General features: G+C 70.4%; 12 protein-coding genes. 3 read left to right on the top strand and 9 right to left on the bottom strand.

Annotation, left to right across the window (positions count from 1 at the left end):
• Window positions 1-170 precede the first annotated feature (170 nt).
• From AB0D57_RS25740 to AB0D57_RS25720, 5 genes are all read right to left on the bottom strand, one after another.
• Entirely contained in the window at window positions 171-1,001 is an 831-nt protein-coding gene (locus AB0D57_RS25740) for a lysophospholipid acyltransferase family protein (protein WP_362077411.1), read from the bottom strand.
• Window positions 1,001-1,771 carry a GNAT family N-acyltransferase gene (locus AB0D57_RS25735; RefSeq protein ID WP_362077407.1) on the bottom strand — a complete coding sequence of 257 codons (771 nt, stop codon included), beginning with the start codon at window positions 1,769-1,771 and terminating at the stop codon, window positions 1,001-1,003. Before AB0D57_RS25735 ends, AB0D57_RS25740 begins: the two co-directional genes overlap by 1 nt.
• Window positions 1,772-2,000: 229 nt before the next feature.
• Window positions 2,001-2,750, bottom strand: coding sequence for a succinate dehydrogenase/fumarate reductase iron-sulfur subunit (locus tag AB0D57_RS25730; RefSeq protein ID WP_362077404.1), 750 nt, complete (start codon window positions 2,748-2,750; stop codon window positions 2,001-2,003).
• Window positions 2,747-4,696: a fumarate reductase/succinate dehydrogenase flavoprotein subunit gene (locus AB0D57_RS25725; protein ID WP_362077401.1), complete on the bottom strand. Its 1,950-nt coding sequence runs from the start codon at window positions 4,694-4,696 to the stop codon at window positions 2,747-2,749. Before AB0D57_RS25725 ends, AB0D57_RS25730 begins: the two co-directional genes overlap by 4 nt.
• 1 nt (window position 4,697) lies before the next feature.
• Entirely contained in the window at window positions 4,698-5,369 is a 672-nt protein-coding gene (locus tag AB0D57_RS25720; protein ID WP_362077420.1) for a succinate dehydrogenase, read from the bottom strand.
• 120 nt (window positions 5,370-5,489) lie between these two features.
• Between AB0D57_RS25720 and AB0D57_RS25715 the strand changes: the two genes are divergently transcribed.
• Window positions 5,490-6,371, top strand: coding sequence for a LysR substrate-binding domain-containing protein (locus AB0D57_RS25715; RefSeq protein ID WP_362077398.1), 882 nt, complete (start codon window positions 5,490-5,492; stop codon window positions 6,369-6,371).
• A 135-nt stretch (window positions 6,372-6,506) separates the two neighbouring features.
• Here the strand turns inward: AB0D57_RS25715 and AB0D57_RS25710 are convergent, their stop codons facing one another.
• The 4 genes from AB0D57_RS25710 to AB0D57_RS25695 all read right to left on the bottom strand — a co-directional run bounded on the left by AB0D57_RS25710 (window position 6,507) and on the right by AB0D57_RS25695 (window position 11,827).
• Window positions 6,507-7,286 carry an oxidoreductase gene (locus AB0D57_RS25710; protein WP_362077395.1) on the bottom strand — a complete coding sequence of 260 codons (780 nt, stop codon included), beginning with the start codon at window positions 7,284-7,286 and terminating at the stop codon, window positions 6,507-6,509.
• A gap of 105 nt (window positions 7,287-7,391) precedes the next feature.
• Complete coding sequence (locus AB0D57_RS25705) at window positions 7,392-9,545, bottom strand: EAL domain-containing protein (RefSeq protein WP_362077392.1); 2,154 nt, start codon at window positions 9,543-9,545, stop codon at window positions 7,392-7,394.
• Window positions 9,542-10,354 carry an SAM-dependent methyltransferase gene (locus AB0D57_RS25700; RefSeq protein ID WP_362077389.1) on the bottom strand — a complete coding sequence of 271 codons (813 nt, stop codon included), beginning with the start codon at window positions 10,352-10,354 and terminating at the stop codon, window positions 9,542-9,544. The genes AB0D57_RS25705 and AB0D57_RS25700 overlap by 4 nt, the downstream gene beginning before the upstream one ends.
• 522 nt (window positions 10,355-10,876) lie before the next feature.
• On the bottom strand, window positions 10,877-11,827 hold the full coding sequence (locus tag AB0D57_RS25695) for an SCO0930 family lipoprotein (protein ID WP_362077386.1): 951 nt from the start codon (window positions 11,825-11,827) through the stop codon (window positions 10,877-10,879).
• A gap of 698 nt (window positions 11,828-12,525) precedes the next feature.
• On the opposite strand from AB0D57_RS25695, the gene AB0D57_RS25690 reads away from it, so the two are divergent.
• Window positions 12,526-12,654, top strand: coding sequence for a hypothetical protein (locus AB0D57_RS25690; RefSeq protein WP_362077383.1), 129 nt, complete (start codon window positions 12,526-12,528; stop codon window positions 12,652-12,654).
• Window positions 12,655-12,669: 15 nt separating this feature from the next.
• Window positions 12,670-13,434, top strand: a complete 765-nt coding sequence (locus tag AB0D57_RS25685; RefSeq protein WP_362077380.1) for a hypothetical protein — start codon at window positions 12,670-12,672, stop codon at window positions 13,432-13,434.
• Window positions 13,435-13,483: the final 49 nt, after the last annotated feature.

Below are 13,483 nucleotides of genomic sequence, written 5' to 3'. Positions count from 1 at the left end.
CGCGACGCCATGCACGCACTCCCGCCGCACCGGGCGCAGACCCACGTACAACCAGTACGAGGGTCTGCGCCCGGCACGCCGAGAGCACGCACCTGACGCCGCGAGGCCCGCCCTCCGGGCGGACGACGGGAATGTGACGACAGGACCTGGGCGGGATGTCCGCGCGGGTGTCAGAGGTGTGCGGGGACCGCCGCGCGTGCTGCCGTCGGCGAGTGCACCCCCCTTGCGCCGCACGGGCCGGATTCCGCCGCGCGGGCCAGGCTCCGCCGGTCGGGATGGCTGCCCTGCGCGAGTGCGGGCCGCACCTCGACCTCCGCCACCAGCCCGCGCGCCGAGGTCACCCGCCACAGCGAGGCGAGCAGCGAGTCGTTCCCGACGAAGGCGGGCGCGGTGCTCGCCGCTCCCCCGGCGAGCCGGTAGTGCAGGCGCACCGGCTGAACCGGCACTCCCGCGTCGAGTGCGGCCTGGAAGACGGCCCGCCGGAAGTGCCCCTGCTCCCGGCCGCACCAGGTGCTGCCCTCCGGGAAGGCCACCACCGCGGCGCCGCCGCGCAACAGCTCGGCGATCCTGGCGACCGTCCCCGGCAGGGCGCGCAGCCGGTCGCGCTCGATGAACAGGACACCGCCGCGCGCGGCCAGCGGGCCCGCCACCGGCCACTGCCGTATCTCGTACTTCGCCAGCATCCGGGCCGGCCGGACGGCGGCGAGGAGCGGGATGTCTAGCCAGGAGATGTGGTTGGCGACGATCAGCAGCCCGCCCGTGGGTGCGGCGGTACCTCTGACGTGGACCCGGACGCCCGCGGCCCGGACGACGGTCCGCGACCACACCCGGACCGCCCCGGCCGGGATCCGTCCGCCGATCGGGCAGAGCACGACCCCGCCGAGGAGCAGGACGAGGACCGCGGTGAGGCGCAGCACGGCCCGCGGTACGGCGGTCACGGAACCCGCCGCTTCCACACACGCCCTCGGGGTGCAGGGCGCGCTGGGCAGCCAGACGCTCATCAGGCCGGTACGAGCGAGAGGAAGTGCCGCAGATAGCGCGGGTTGACCCGGCGCATCGACAGCAGCACGTACAGGTCGGCGACCCCGAAGTCCGGGTCGTGCGCGGGCTGGGCGCAGACCCAGGCGCCGAGGCGGAGGTAGCCGCGCAGCAGCGGGGGCAGTTCGGTGCGGCCGGAGCGTGCGACCCCGTCCGGGTTCCAGGGCAGCAGCGGCCGTACCCGGTACTCCTCGGGCGCCAGGTGCTTGGCCTGGACCCGGTCCCAGGTGCCCGCGGCGAGCGCGCCGCCGTCGGCGAGCGGGATCGAGCAGCAGCCCGCGAGCCACTCGTGGCCGCCGTCGACCATGTAGCGGGCTATCCCGGCCCAGATGAGGCCGATGACCGCGCCGTCACGGTGGTCGGGGTGGACGCAGGAGCGGCCGACCTCCACGAGTCCCGGGCGGATCGCGTCGAGCGGGCCGAGGTCGAACTCGCTCTGCGAGTACAGCCGCCCGGCGATCGCGGCCCGCTCCGGCGGCAGCAGCCGGTAGGTGCCGACGACCTGGTCGGTCAGCGTGTCCCGGACCAGCAGGTGGTCGCAGTACGCGTCGAAGGCGTCGATGTCGAGGCCCGGCTGCGGGGTGGTCAGCAGGGCGCCCATCTCCCCGGCGAAGACGTCGTGACGCAGCCGCTGCGCGGCCCGGACGTCGGCCTCGGAGCGGGCGAGGGTGACGGTGTAGCGGGTGGGGGCCACGGGCTGCGGGGGGCTGTCGAGGGTGGAAACGCCGGTCATGGCACTCTCCTGGTCACGGGCCTGGTTCGGCTGAGCGTCGGCAGACCGGCTCGATACGGTCTGCGCGCTCCTGTTCTTCCGATACCGATTGGCCTGCGCGTGACGTGCGCCAGGAGAGGGGATGTGGGGATGCTGAATGCCAGGGGTGCCCGTCAGCGCGAGACGGGACCGGGGCTGAGCACCACCCCCGGTCCCGCCCGTCCGCACTGTGCCGGCGAACGCCGTACGGCTAACGCCTGCCCGACTTGCGGCTCGCGCGCAGCCACTCCTTGTTCATGCTGGTGATGGAGAACAGCGGAATGCCCTTCGGGCAGGCGGTGGCGCACTCCCCGGTGAGGGTGCAGCCGCCGAAGCCCTCCTCGTCCATCCGCGCCACCATGTCGAGCACCCGGGTCTCGCGCTCGGGCGCGCCCTGGGGCAGGACGTTGAGGTGGTTGATCTTGGCGGAGGTGAACAGCATCGCCGCCCCGTTCGGGCAGGCCGCCACGCAGGCGCCGCAGCCGATGCATTCGGCGTGCTCGAAGGCGAAGTCGGCGTCCGGTTTCGGCACGGGCGTGGCGTGGGCCTCGGGTGCGGCGCCCGTCGGGGCGGTGATGTAGCCACCGGCCTGGATGATCCGGTCGAAGGCCGACCGGTCCACGACGAGGTCCTTGACCACCGGGAACGCCGAGGCACGCCACGGCTCGATGTCGATGGTGTCGCCGTCCTGGAAGGACCGCATGTGCAGCTGGCAGGTCGTGGTGCGCTCGGGGCCGTGGGCGTCGCCGTTGATGACGAGCGAGCAGGCGCCGCAGATGCCCTCGCGGCAGTCGTGGTCGAAGGCGACGGGGTCCTCGCCCTTGAGGATGAGCTCCTCGTTGAGGGTGTCGAGCATCTCCAGGAAGGACATGTCGGCCGAGATGTTGTCCACCTCGTAGGTGGACATCGCTCCGTCGGCGTCGGCGTTTCGCTGGCGCCAGACGCGCAGGGTGAGCTTCATGCGTAGCTCCGCTGAGTGGGGTGGACGTACTCGAAGACCAGGTCTTCCTTGTGAAGGACGGGCGCGGCGCCGCTGTCGGTGAACTCCCAGGCCGCCCCGTACGAGAACTCCTCGTCGTTGCGCGCCGCTTCGCCGTCCGGAGTCTGGGACTCCTCACGGAAGTGCCCGCCGCAGGACTCGGCCCGATGCAGCGCGTCGAGGCACATGAGCTCGGCGAGCTCGAGGTAGTCGACGACGCGGTTGGCCTTCTCCAGGGACTGGTTGAACTCCTCGCCGGTGCCCGGGACCTTGATCCGCCGCCAGAACTCCTCGCGGATCTGCGGGATGCGCTCGAGCGCCTTGCGCAGCCCGGTCTCCGTGCGGGCCATGCCGCAGAACTCCCACATGAGTTCGCCGACTTCACGGTGGAAGGAGTCGGGCGTGCGGTCGCCGTCGACGGCCAGCAGCAGCCGCAGCCGGTCCTCGGTCTCGGCCAACACCTCCTGGACGGCGGGGTGTTCGTCGGTGACCTGCTCGTGGTGCGGGTTGCGAGCGAGGTAGTCGTTGATGGTGGACGGCAGCACGAAGTAGCCGTCGGCCAGGCCCTGCATCAGGGCCGAGGCGCCCAGCCTGTTCGCGCCGTGGTCGGAGAAGTTGGCCTCGCCGATCGCGAACAGACCGGGGATGGAGGTCTGGAGGTCGTAGTCGACCCACAGTCCGCCCATCGTGTAGTGCACGGCGGGGTAGATCCGCATCGGCACGGTGTACGGGTCCTCGGCGGTGATCCGGGCGTACATGTCGAAGAGGTTGCCGTACTTCTCCTCTACCTTCGCCTTGCCCATCCGCCGGATGGCGTCGGCGAAGTCGAGGTAGACGCCCTGGCCGCCGGGGCCGACGCCGCGGCCCTCGTCGCAGACGTTCTTGGCGGCCCGGGAGGCGATGTCGCGGGGCACGAGGTTGCCGAAGGACGGGTAGATGCGCTCCAGGTAGTAGTCGCGCTCGTCCTCGGGAATCTCGTTCGCCGGGCGGGTGTCGCCCTTGGCCTTCGGGACCCAGATGCGGCCGTCGTTGCGCAGCGACTCACTCATCAGCGTCAGCTTGGACTGGTGGTCACCGGTGCGCGGGATGCAGGTGGGGTGGATCTGGGTGAAGCAGGGGTTGGCGAAGTAGGCACCGCGCCGGTGCGCCCGCCAGATGGCGGTGGCGTTGGAGTTCATGGCGTTCGTCGACAGGTAGAAGACGTTGCCGTAGCCACCGCTGGCCAGGACGACGGCGTCCGCGAAGTACGTGTCGATACGACCGGTGATCAGATCGCGGGCCACGATCCCCCGCGCCCGCCCGTCGACCACGATGAGGTCAAGCATCTCGGTGCGCGGATGCATCTCGATGTTGCCCGCGGCGATCTGCCGGGACAGCGCCTGGTACGCGCCGAGGAGGAGCTGCTGGCCCGTCTGGCCACGGGCGTAGAAGGTCCGGGAGACCTGGACGCCGCCGAAGGAGCGGGTGTCGAGGAGGCCGCCGTACTCGCGGGCGAAGGGGACGCCCTGCGCCACGCACTGATCGATGATCTCCACCGAAATCTGGGCGAGCCGATGGACGTTCGACTCCCGGGCCCTGAAGTCCCCGCCCTTGACGGTGTCGTAGAAGAGGCGGTGGATCGAGTCGCCGTCGTTGCGGTAGTTCTTCGCCGCGTTGATGCCGCCCTGGGCGGCGATCGAGTGGGCGCGGCGGGGCGAGTCCTGGTAACAGAACTGGACGACGTGGTAGCCCTGTTCGGCGAGCGTGGCGCCGGCGGAGCCGCCCGCGAGGCCGGTACCGACGACGATCACCGTGTGCTTGCGACGGTTGGCGGGGTTGACCAGCTTGGCCTCGAAGCGGCGGGTGTCCCAGCGCTCGTTGATCGGGCCCTCGGGGGCCTTGCTGTCGACGACCGGCGCACCGGTCGTGTACTCGGCGTATGCGGTCATGTCAGCTCACCAATCCGGTCATGACACCGACAGGTACGGCGATGAAGCCCGCCGTCAGCGTCAGCGCGAGGGCGTTGGCGACGGTCTTGAGGGCGCGGTCGCGGGTGCGACTGCCGGTGCCGAGGGTTTGTGCCGCACTCCAGAAGCCGTGCCGGATGTGCAGGCCGAGCGCGAGCATCGCGACGATGTAGATGACATTGCCGTACCAGGTGGAGAAGGTGTCGATGACGTTCTGGTACGGGTGTCCGGACTGAAAGCCGCCCGGGTGCGCGGTGCCGGTCGTCAGGTCGAGAATGTGCCAGACGATGAACATGGCGAGGATGATCCCGCCCCAGCGCATGGTGCGCGTCGCGTAACTGGATCGCGGCTTCTTGTGGACGTACTTGCTGGGGCGTGCCCTGATGTCGCGGCGGCTCAGCTGGTAGGCGGCGGTCGCGTGGGCGACCACGGCGACGACGAGCACCACGCGCACGATCCACAGCGCCCACTCGTAGTGCAGGAAGGGCTCACCGAGGGTACGCAGCCAGTGCGCGTAGTGGTTGAAATCGCCGGAGCCGAAGAAGATCTTCAGGTTGCCGAACATGTGGACAACCAGGTACAGCAGCATGATCAGGCCGCTCACGGCCATCACGGTCTTCTTCCCGACGGAGCTGTCCCACACGGAGCGCGTCATGGACGGTCGTCGGTCCGTCCGCGGTGCCAGAGCCATGCCGATGACGCTAGGCCCGGCAAGGCCGATCGGTCCAAGACATGGAATGGCTCGTTTCCATAGTGATGACCTATCGTGGCTCGAGTGCAGTTCCACCAGCTCCAGTACTTCGTGGCGGTCGCCGAGACCCGGCACTTCACCCGGGCCGCCGATCTGGTCCATGTCGCCCAGCCGTCCCTGTCCCAGCAGATCAAGGCGCTGGAGCGGGAGTTGGGAGCGGATCTGTTCCTGCGGGCGCGCGGGAACATCACGCTGACGGACGCGGGCGAGGCGCTGCTACCGCTGGCCCGACGCATCCTGGCCGACGCGGACACGGCCCGGCACGAGGTGCAGGAGCTGGCCCAGCTGCGCAGTGGCCGGGTCCGGCTGGGCGCGACCCCGAGCCTGTGCACCGGCCTGCTGCCGGACGTGCTGCGCACCTTCCACGACCGCTATCCCGGCATCCGGCTGCTGATCGAGGAGGGCGGCTCGCACGATCTCGTACGGGAACTCGCGCGCGGCGCCCTCGACCTCGCCCTGGTGGTGTCCCCGCTTCCCACCCCCTCCCCCGCGCTGACCACGGTGGAGCTGCTGCGCGAGGACCTGGTGGTGGTGTCGTCGCGGGAGGCGCCCACACCGGGGCGGGGCCGTGCGGTGCGCATCGGAGATCTGGAGGGCGAACGCATGGTCATGTTCCGACACGGCTACGACCTGCGCGAGCTGACCGTCGCCGCCTGCCGCGCCGAGGGCTTCGAGCCGGACTTCGCCGTCGAGGGCGGCGAGATGGACGCCGTACTGGGCTTCGTCCGGGCGGGGCTCGGCGTGGCCGTCGTACCGCGCATGGTCGCGACCCGGTCCGGGCGAGGGCTGCGGGTGACCCCGCTGGCCCCGCCCGGCCTGCACCGCACGATCGCGCTGGCCCACCGCAGCGATGTGGCTCCGCCTCGGGCGGCCAGGGAACTGCAACGGATGCTGCTGGAGCGCTGACCTGCGTGCGGTTCCCCTGTGGATGCGGCTGCTGCGTCGACCGGCATGCGGTTCACGCGGGGATGCGGCCGCCGCGTCGACCGGCGTGCGGTTCGCCCGGGGATGCGGCTGTGCCGACAGGCGCCGTCGCCGGCGTCACCAGGTGGGAATGAAACCACCGTCGATGACCAGGTCGCTGCCGGTGATGTTGCGGGCGAGGTCGCCGGCGAGGAAGAGGACCAGGTCGGCGACCTCGCCCGGCTGCGAGAAGCGGCCGGTGACCGCGGCGCCGGCGACCTGCGCGACCACGTCGTCGGGGGTGACCCCGGCGGCGGCCGACACGGTCTCGGCCACTCCGTCGCCGCCGAGCCACAGCTCGGTCTCCACCGGGCCGGGGCTGACGGTGTTGACCCGGATGCCTTGAGGGCCGACCTCCTTCGACAGCGCCTTGGAGAAGGCGACCAGTGCGGCCTTGCTCGCGCTGTAGTCGATCACCAGGGGGTCGGGCAGGGTGGCGTTGACCGAGGCGATCGTGACTATGGAGGCTCGGCCTTGCGCCAGCATCAGCGGCAGGGCGGCCCTGGTCACCCGTACGGCCGTCAGCAGGTTCAGATCGACGGTGCGCTGCCAGTCCTCGTCGGTCACCGACAGGAAGCCGCCGGTACGGGCGGGGGCCGAGCCGACGTTGTTGACCAGGACGTCGATCCGTCCGTCGGCCGCCGCCACGAGGCGTTCAGCGGCACCGGCTTCGGCGAGGTCCACCGGCACCCAGGTCACGGTGCCCTGCTCGACCAGCGCGTCCAGGCCGGGCGACGTGCTACGGGACCCGGCGATCACCGTCGCCCCGGCCCCGGCGAGCGTCTGCGTCACGGCCAGCCCGATGCCCTTGCTGGCACCGGTCACCACGGCGTTTCTGCCCTGAAGGTCCGCGCTCATCCTGCTCAGCTCCTTGTCCGGATCGGGCGTCGCAGCCCTTGGTGCCCCCGGACAGGGCCGCGGCGTGGCCTCCCCGTTCCAGGAGACCACGCCGCGCGCGAAGACTCAGCCCGTCGCGTCCACCAGCGCCAGCTCGTGCAGCCGCTCCGGCGGGCCCGGGCGGGCGTAGTACCAGCCCTGGGCCGTGTCGCAGCCCAGTATCCGCAGCTGCTCGGCCTGGGCTCCCGTTTCGACGCCCTCGACCGTGACCGCGAGGTCGAGGCTGTGGGCGAGCGTGACGATCCCCTCGACGATCTTGAGGTCGACGGGGTCCGCCGGGAACTGCTGCATGCCCTGGGTGAAGGAGCGGTCCAGCTTGAGGATGCTCACGGGTAGGCGGCGCAGATTGGCGAGGTTGGAGTAGCCGGTGCCGAAGTCGTCGAGGGCGATGTCCACGCCCATCTCGGCCAGCCGGCGCAGCGGCTTGAGGAGGTCGTCGTCGGCCCCGATCAGCGCGGACTCGGTGACCTCCAGACACAGCGCGTCGGGGTCGAGTCCTTCGCGCTCCAGAATGTCGACCGTGTCCTGGACCAGCCCCGGATGGGTGAGCTGGCACGGGGAAAGGTTGACGTTGATCCGCAGGGAGCCCGCCGCCTCGTGTCGCTCCTGCCACTCGCGGGCCTGGCGGACCGACTGCTCCAGGACCCAGCGGCCGAGCGGGACGATCAGTCCGGTGTGCTCGGCGAGCGGAATGAACTGGTCGGGGCCGAGCACGCCGTGTTGCGGGTGCAGCCAGCGCACCAGCGCCTCCGCGCCGCGCACACTGCCGTCGCCGAGGTGCACGAGCGGCTGGTACTCGATGAAGAACTCGCCCCGGTCGAGGGCCGCGGGAAGCGCGGTGGTCAGTCCGTGCCGGGTGATGGCGCGGGCGTCGGCCTCGGGGTCGGCGAGCTCGAAGCGGTTGCCGCCCGCGGACTTGGCCCGGTACATCGTGATGTCGGCGCTGCGCAGCACCTCCGCGGGGCCACGCTCGCCCGCCGGTCCCTCGACGATGCCGATGCTGCCGCGCACGGTCAGCTCACGGCCGTCGATGCTGATCGGGGTGACCAGGGCGTTCATGATGCGCCCGGCGAGTTCGTCGACCTCGCGCTCGGTGTCGGGGCCGGTGGTGAGGGCCACGAACTCGTCGCCGCCGAGCCGGGCGACCATCTCGCCGGGGGCGGTCGCACAGGACTGCAGCCGGTCGGCGACCTCGACGAGCAGCCGGTCGCCGGCCGCGTGCCCGAGGCTGTCGTTGATGGTCTTGAAGCCGTCGAGGTCGAGGTAGCACAGCCCGAAGCGCTGCGCCCCACCCACGGCCAGCGCCTTTTCCAGGCGTTCGAAGAACAGGGTCCGGTTGGGCAGTCCGGTGAGCGCGTCGTGCGTGGCCTCGTAACGCAGCCGCAGATTGAGCAGCCGCCGCTCGGTGGTGTCCTCCATGAGCGCGAGCTGGTACTGCGGCTCGCCGTCCGCGTCACGCAGCAAGGACACCGTCAGGTTGGTCCACAGGGAGGTACCGTCGGGCCGGTAGAAGGCTTTCTCGACGTGGTAGTGCTCGCGCTCGCCGCGCACCAACTCCTCGTACAAGCGCCAGACTTGAGGGCCGTCCTCGGGGTGCGTCCACTCCGGGACCCTGCGGCCGCGCACCCCTTGCTCGGAGCCGCCGAACATCCGCAGTAAGGCTCCGTTCACCTGCAGTATGTTGCCTTCGAGGTCGGCGATGCCGATACCTATGGCCGCACCCTCGAACACCGCTCGGAAGCGGGCCTCGCTCGCGTGCAACGCCTCGGCCACCGTGCTGCGCGCGTTCAACGCCGCCTGGGCGATGGCCTCCTGCTCGGCGAGCGTCCGCTCCCGCAGCGCCCGCGCGAAACCGGCGGCCATGGCGTGCTGCAAGCGCGCCGAGCGGGTCCGCAAAGCCTCCTGGGTCTCCTGAGTCTCCTGAGGAACGTCCTCGCCGCAGTAGAGCACCAGATAGGCATCGACGCAGTCGAGGGTGCGACTGAGCGCCTCCGGGTCGGTGCAGTGCGCGGCGACGAGCGCGGCCCCGACCGCCTGGCCCTCGGCCGCGTCGAAGGCCCTGGCCCGCAGCGCGTCGCACAACCGCCGGGCCAGCGGCAGTAGTTGCTCCTCGAGCTCGGGCCGGGTCAGCGACGTCGAGGTGACCGGGAAGACCGCCCGGCTCCAGATCGTCGCGAACCTGCGCAGTCTGTCCTCCGGCCCGGCCGCTTCGGCGGTCACGCCGCGCGCCCCACGCCGCCGAACCCGGAGAAGGAATACGGATCCTCGTCCTCGGGTGCCGTGTCAGGCCGCCAGATCGGCATCGGCACCAGTCCGGGTTCCACCATGTCGTACCCCTCGAAGAACCGCGCGATCTCGTCACGCGAGCGCATGATCAGCGGGTTGCGGATGTCCTTGTACACGTCGACCGTGCCCTCGACCCGCTCCGCGGGGAGCGGAATTCCCTCGTACGAGGCATGCGTGACGACGAGCAGGCTGCCCGGCGCGAGCGCGTCGCGCAGCTCCGCCACCGCACCGTACGGGTCGTCCGTGTCCTCCACGAAGTGCAGTATGGCAACGAGGAGGAGGGCGACCGGCCGGTTCAGGTCGATCAGTCGCTGAACCTGGAGGCTCGCCAGGATCTCCCGGGGCTTGAGCAGATCGGCGGCGACGACGTCCGCGTCGTCGTTGTCCTGCAGGACGGCCTGGCTGTGCGCGACGGCCACCGGGTCGTGGTCGACGTACACGACGTGCGCGCCCGGCCTGGCCGCCTGGGCGATCTCATGGACGTTGCCGAAGGTCGGGATGCCGGAGCCGATGTCGAGGAACTGCGTGATGCCCTCGTCGGCCGCGAAGCGCACGGCACGGCGCATGAACGCCCTGTTCGCCTGCATGATCTTGGGCAGTCCCGGCATGAACTCCATCGCCTTGCGAGCAGCCTCCCGGTCGACCTCGAAGTTGTGCGAACCGCCCAGGTAGTAGTCATAGATACGGGACACGCTCGGCACTGAGATGTCAATGCTCCGAGGGGCCCAGGCGGGACGCTCCATCTATCTCTCCAAGGCGTGATCGACGGCGTGGGACGGTGCAGGACGGGTACGGGCGATCCGGTGTTCGAGCTGAGGCTACTGATCGCCCGCCAAAGGAGCGAGCAAAAACGGAAATTGACCGTCCGTTCACTGTCACTGCCTCGGGCATGTGTCGAATGGGCACCCTCTGCGGGTCCTTCGAACACGCCGTCCGCCGTCACCGCGAAATCGATCCGAAGCACTCCAAAAAGCGCACGGGAGTCACAAAGCGTCGCGACGGTATCGGAAGCGCGCGCTTCCATGGCGTCACACATCTTTTGCACCCGCGCACACCGAGTGGTCCCCCGCACACCCGGTGGCCCCCGCACGCCGAGCGGTCCGTCCACGCCGAGCGGTCCGCCCCCTCCGTGCGGTGCGGAGGGGGCGGACCTGGGTCACGCGCGCTGCTTGGTTCGTCCGGCACACTTGCCTGCTCTGGTCCACTCCCTTCCGCGTTCCGTCTGTCCGGGCGATGGATGCGATCAACCCTGGGGAGGTGATCCACTACTCCGGCGCGCCGACCGCCTTTCCGTCGGGCGCGACGGCGTACCACGTGCCGCCCACGCCCTGACCGTTGGTGTCACCGGGAGCCTTGTCACCGGCGAAGGTGTAGATGGGCGAGCAGTTGACGGTCATCTGCTTGGCGCCGTCCGACCTCGTGAAGCTCATGAGGCCCTTCTTCTGGACGCCCTTGGTGTCGTTGGCGGCCACGGGGGCGATGACGGGCCACTTCTCGAGGCAGGCGCCGACGCAGTTGGACACCGGCTTCGGCCAGGCCTCGTCCTTCATGAAGCGGTAGACCGTCATGCCGTTCTTGTCGACGACGATCTCACCGAGCTTCGGGTCGTCACGGGTCGACAGGCCCGGCAGGTCCGCCAGGGTCGCCTTCTTGCCATCGGGAGCGGAGGCATACCAAGTGCCGCCCACGCCCTGGCCGTTGGTGTCACCGGCCTTCGTGTCCTTGGCGTACCGGTACATCGGCCAGCCTCCGATGGTCAGCTGCTTGGTGCCGTCCGCGCGGATGACCTCGCCGAGCAGGGCCTTGTCCACACCGGTGGCGGTGGTGACACCGTCGGCGGGAACCGGCGGCCAGGCCGTCGCGCAGTCGCCGTCACAGTTCGACTTGGGCGGCTCCGGCGTGTCCTTCTCGAAGCGGTACAGGGTGAATCCGGCACTGTCGGTGAGAACCTTGCCAAGCGCCGCACTCTCCGCGACGGCGAGCTGCCCCGCGGTCTCCGCCTCGGTGGCGGCGCCCTGCTGAGCCGCGCCGGCGTCGTTCGGCGAGGTGGTGCTGCTACTGGTGCCCTGGCCATAACCGTTGGCAGCCGCCGCGGCGCCCACGTTCTGGCTGCCGGTCGACTGGGTGGTGCCCTTTTCCTGACCGCACGCCGTCGTGAGCACGAGCACGGCCGCAGCTGACGCTACGAGTGAGGCGCTCCGCCAGGAGTTCTTCATTGGGTAACTCCCACTATTCGCTATAGATGTTGCAGCGCCCTACTGCGCCGCGTCGCATGACCCTAGGTACGGGCGGGGGTGGCCGATCTGTTCAACCGACGCACAAAAATCTTTCCGAACCCTGTGACACGACCGTCAAACCACCCGGCCCCGCACTCCCTCGTTCGGGGCAATACCACGCCACTCCGGCGTGCCTGGGCGCGCTACGGCCCATGATCTTCGTCGTGCATGGACCACAGCGGACCCAATCCGCCCTCGTCATACGGGTACTGGCGCTGCTGACGCTGGCCTGGCTCCTCGGCGGAGCGCCGACCTCGACGGCTGTCGCCGACTCCTGCGCGTACGCCTCGGTCGGCCCGGAGGGCACGGACGCGGTGGCGGTCGCCGGTGACGGCTTCTGCACCACCCCGACGCCGCCACCGCCCACGCCTTCGCCCACCCCGACGCCACCGCCCCCGAGCCCGTCCGCCACTCCGAAGCCGCCACCACCGCCCCCGGCGCCCCCGCCCAGGCCCCGTCCGAAACCGCCGCCTCCCGCTCCCCAGCCGCCACCGCCTCCTCCTCCCGCCTCACCGACGCCACGGCCCCCCGCTGCGGCGCCGCGGCCGGCGCCCACTCCGACGCCTACGCCTACGCCTACGCCTACGCCGAAACCCTCTCCCACACACAAGGCGCGCCCCAAGCCGTCGCCGACCCCGGTGAGTTATCCCGCGTACCGCCCCACGGCACGCAAGCACTCTCCCCGCAGCGGGCCGCCCCTGGTCTCGCTCACCCTGCTCGTCACCGTGCCCGCGCTGCTCGCCGTCGCGGCACTGCGTCCGCGCTGACCCCTGGAGGCATCCTTGTCGGAATGGCTTGTTCTCGTTCTCGCGATGGCCGCCGCGATGCTCGTCGTCCTCGTCGTGACCCTCGTACGCCATCGCACGGCTCCCGATGACGAGGATCCGTCCGAGACCCCGGACGTGATCGAGTACATGACCATGATGATCGGCGTGGTGTACGCCATCGTCCTGGGCCTGGCCATCGCGGGTGTGTGGGAGGCGCGCGGTGTGGCCCAGGACCATGTGCAGACGGAGGCCCAGGCCCTGCACGAGATCTCGGAGCGGGTCCGCGTCTACCCGCCGGACGTGCGGGATCGCATCCGCGGTGACGTCAACACGTATGTCGGCCACGTCGTCAGCACCGAGTGGAAGGTCATGGCGGACCACGGCAAGGTGACCGCCGAGGGCGGCCGGCTCTTCGACCGGATCCGCCAGGACGTCACCGACTACGAGCCGAGGACGGACTTCGAGGCCCAGGCCTACCAGCCGCTCGTCGACCAGGTGACCATGGCCGACGCGGCGCGAGCCTCCCGCGCCGGCTCCACCGGGGCGACCATGCCGGGCGTGGTGTGGTTCGGGTTGATCACCGGCGCGGTGGTCACGATCGGGATGGTCTTCGCGCTGCAGATCCGGCGCACCAGGCGGGAGCTGATCCTCGCCGGGCTCTTCTCGGCCCTGATCGCCTTTCTGCTCTTCCTGATCTGGGACTTCGACGCGCCCTACAGCCGGGGGATCACGGCCTCCGCCGAACCGTTCAAGGAGCTGTTCCCGCACCTTCCGGGGTGACGGACTGTCCGTAACGGTTCCTCAGCGGGACCCCTCATCCGGGGGACGG

This window comes from Streptomyces sp. NPDC048275, assembly GCF_040652275.1.
Classification (GTDB): Bacteria; Actinomycetota; Actinomycetes; order Streptomycetales; family Streptomycetaceae; genus Streptomyces.
The sequence above is the reverse complement of the archived record's forward strand: the minus strand, read 5'-3'. Positions and strand labels throughout refer to the sequence as shown.

Excerpts from the sequence above, each read along its gene's own strand:
- AB0D57_RS25710 (WP_362077395.1), bottom strand. The coding sequence starts at position 7,286 with ATGAGCGCGGACCTTCAGGGCAGAAACGCCGTGGTGACCGGTGCCAGC.
- AB0D57_RS25700 (WP_362077389.1), bottom strand. The coding sequence starts at position 10,354 with ATGGAGCGTCCCGCCTGGGCCCCTCGGAGCATTGACATCTCAGTGCCG.
- AB0D57_RS25730 (WP_362077404.1), bottom strand. The coding sequence starts at position 2,750 with ATGAAGCTCACCCTGCGCGTCTGGCGCCAGCGAAACGCCGACGCCGAC.
- AB0D57_RS25725 (WP_362077401.1), bottom strand. The coding sequence starts at position 4,696 with ATGACCGCATACGCCGAGTACACGACCGGTGCGCCGGTCGTCGACAGC.
- AB0D57_RS25720 (WP_362077420.1), bottom strand. The coding sequence starts at position 5,369 with ATGACGCGCTCCGTGTGGGACAGCTCCGTCGGGAAGAAGACCGTGATG.
- AB0D57_RS25695 (WP_362077386.1), bottom strand. The coding sequence starts at position 11,827 with ATGAAGAACTCCTGGCGGAGCGCCTCACTCGTAGCGTCAGCTGCGGCC.
- AB0D57_RS25735 (WP_362077407.1), bottom strand. The coding sequence starts at position 1,771 with ATGACCGGCGTTTCCACCCTCGACAGCCCCCCGCAGCCCGTGGCCCCC.
- AB0D57_RS25740 (WP_362077411.1), bottom strand. The coding sequence starts at position 1,001 with ATGAGCGTCTGGCTGCCCAGCGCGCCCTGCACCCCGAGGGCGTGTGTG.